The sequence below is a fragment of the Neobacillus drentensis genome, assembly GCF_036962765.1.
Lineage (GTDB): Bacteria > Bacillota > Bacilli > Bacillales > Cytobacillaceae > Neobacillus > Neobacillus drentensis_C.
In genome coordinates this window covers 1-2,527 of sequence record NZ_JBALOS010000369.1, presented here as the reverse complement: position 1 = coordinate 2,527, position 2,527 = coordinate 1, and the positions used below count along the sequence as shown (strand labels likewise).

General features: G+C 34.8%; 2 protein-coding genes and 1 pseudogene. All 3 read left to right on the top strand.

Annotation, left to right across the window (positions count from 1 at the left end; all coding sequences use genetic code 11):
• Positions 1–227: 227 nt before the first annotated feature.
• Complete coding sequence (locus tag V7137_RS29620) at positions 228–836, top strand: DedA family protein (RefSeq protein ID WP_335701379.1); 609 nt, start codon at positions 228–230, stop codon at positions 834–836.
• Between the two features lie 26 nt (positions 837–862).
• Positions 863–2,026: an MGDG synthase family glycosyltransferase gene (locus V7137_RS29615; protein WP_335701378.1), complete on the top strand. Its 1,164-nt coding sequence runs from the start codon at positions 863–865 to the stop codon at positions 2,024–2,026.
• 109 nt (positions 2,027–2,135) lie between these two features.
• A pseudogene (locus V7137_RS29610) lies at positions 2,136–2,321 on the top strand (hypothetical protein); the annotation flags it as partial.
• Positions 2,322–2,527: the final 206 nt, after the last annotated feature.

Below are 2,527 nucleotides of genomic sequence, written 5' to 3'. Positions count from 1 at the left end.
TTTACTATCATGTTATGTTTCGACTAGAAAACTATAATTCCTTTTATAAGGATGGTTTTCATTCAAATATCGAAATAGCTGAATTTTAATTAATATTTAATTATACATTAATAGGATTTTTAAGTTGAAGGCCTATACTTAACCTGTCCTCAATAAATTGAGGGGACAATTTTTTAAGAAGAAATACATTAACGTTAAAAATAAATATTTTTTAAGGTAGGAATCATATGTCACATTTTGTCTTGTCCATTTTTGATATTCTTACAAGCCTTGGGTATTTAGGAATTGCCCTTGGATTAATGGTAGAAGTAATCCCAAGTGAAATTGTATTAGCATATGGTGGTTACTTGATTTCAATAGGAGAAATTTCGTTCCCAGGAGCCGTGATAGCAGGTACAATTGGTGGAATTATAGCCCAATGGTTTCTATATTGGTTAGGTTGTTATGGGGGCAGACCATTTTTAAATAAATATGGAAAATATATATTCATTCGCCCACATCATGTTGATGTTGCAGAGCAATGGTTCATCAAGTATGGAACAGGTGTTATTTTTACCGCACGGTTTATTCCTGTTGTAAGGCATGCCATTTCCATTCCTGCGGGTATTGCAAAGATGTCTTTTGTGAAATTTACCACCTATACGGTTCTTGCCATTATACCCTGGACCGTCCTATTTCTTTATCTAGGAATGACACTAGGTACAAAATGGCAACAAATTAACCAGGCAGCAAAACCATTTGTAACACCGGCAATAATTATCGCAGTCATTTTAACACTCGGTTATGTATTTTTAAAATGGAAAAATAAAAAGAGGGATGTTCCTACTAGTAAATAAACATTCACATATGAGGTGAAATAAGTATGAATGACAATGAGAAGGAAAAAATTCTAATACTTTCGGCCACATTTGGAGATGGACATAAACAGGTAGCAAATGCCATAAATGAAGCAATCGAATTTACCCAACCAAATGTTGAGCCGATTATTTTAGACGTTATGGAGTGGCTTCATCCTTCTCTATATCCTGTAAGTAATTACTTGTACAGGCGGATTATTAAAAAATTTCCTCAAGTGTATGGCTATCTATATAAAAGAACACGCGAAAAAAATTCTTTCTCTGTTAGATTAAATACTCTCTTTACAGTGGGAATGGGATCAATGCTTGAAATATTGGAAAAAATTAATCCTTCCGTGGTTGTGAGCACATATCCGTTTGCATCAAGTATCATGTCAAAATTAAAGGAACAAGGTCTCATAGATATCCCTTTCGTGACTATTATTACAGATTATACTGACCATTCTTTCTGGATTCATCCATATACGGATCAATATATCGTAGGATCCAATCAGATTCGGGATCGTTTGATTTGTCTCGGCGTAGAAAGTAATAAAATTAATGATACAGGAATACCGATTTGTCAAAAATTTGTGAAGCAACAATCACGGGCGATTCTCGCAACAAAATATGCTCTCAAGTCTAACCAATTTACAATACTTGTAATGGGTGGTGGTGAAGGATTTATAGAGAAAGGTTTAACAACCTTTAAAACTTTTGAAGGACTCGATTCACAGATACAATTGATTATTATTTGTGGACGTAATAAGAGATTACAAAAACAACTAGAAGAGGAATTAAAGACCTCTAAACATAATATCCTCGTCACAGGCTTTTGTGAAAGTGTAAATGAGTTGATGGCCATTTCCGACCTATTAATATCTAAACCTGGAGGAATAACGATAACCGAGGCAATGGCCATGGAGCTTCCTTTATTAATATACAATCCCCTGCCAGGACAAGAAGAAGATAATGCGACTTTTTTAGTAGATGCAGGGCTTGCATTCAGGGCGGAAAACGAAAAAGAACTAATCTCTAAGATTCATAGCATAATATATGATTCTATTCCATTATTATCTATGAAACAAAAAACAAGACAGTATCAAACAAAGACAGCATCCTTAGATGCACTTGATATCATTCTACGTACTGCTAATCGTGGAAGGAAAGATCAAACGGTGGTAGTTTAGATAGGCAGCTTCAGGACCAAAAACAAATTGTGTTTGTGTTGTCAAGGCAGGTTCCCACCAGAAGGAATTTTATCTTACATTTAAAATAAAAAATGTGGAGAACTTATAAATGAAATATTCAGCGGATAAACAAAAAGAAAATGGTCAAAATCCATCCATTGCCCGACAAATGTTGAATAAGGTTCCAGAAATCACGATGTTCTTCTGGATCATCAAAATTTTGACTACCACCGTGGGTGAAACTTCGGCAGACTTTCTGAATGATAATCTTGGTTTGGGAACGATAGGAACAAGTCCAATTTTCCTTATAACAATCTTGGGCTTGGTTATGTACCTAACTAAGACGAAAATCGACTCCCCGAGCATAGTTGAGGGGTAGAACCTGGACAAGCGATTAATAATAGGGATAATAAAACAAACAATTAGAATACTGGTAGTATTTATTTTTGAACTTCATAAATAAAAAGGCCCTAGCCCTGTATATTGAACTGTAACCCATAA

What these genes read in the sequence shown, in the direction of transcription:
- V7137_RS29620 (WP_335701379.1), top strand. Translation starts at nt 228, where the DNA reads ATGTCACATTTTGTCTTGTCCATTTTTGATATTCTTACAAGCCTTGGG.
- V7137_RS29615 (WP_335701378.1), top strand. Translation starts at nt 863, where the DNA reads ATGAATGACAATGAGAAGGAAAAAATTCTAATACTTTCGGCCACATTT.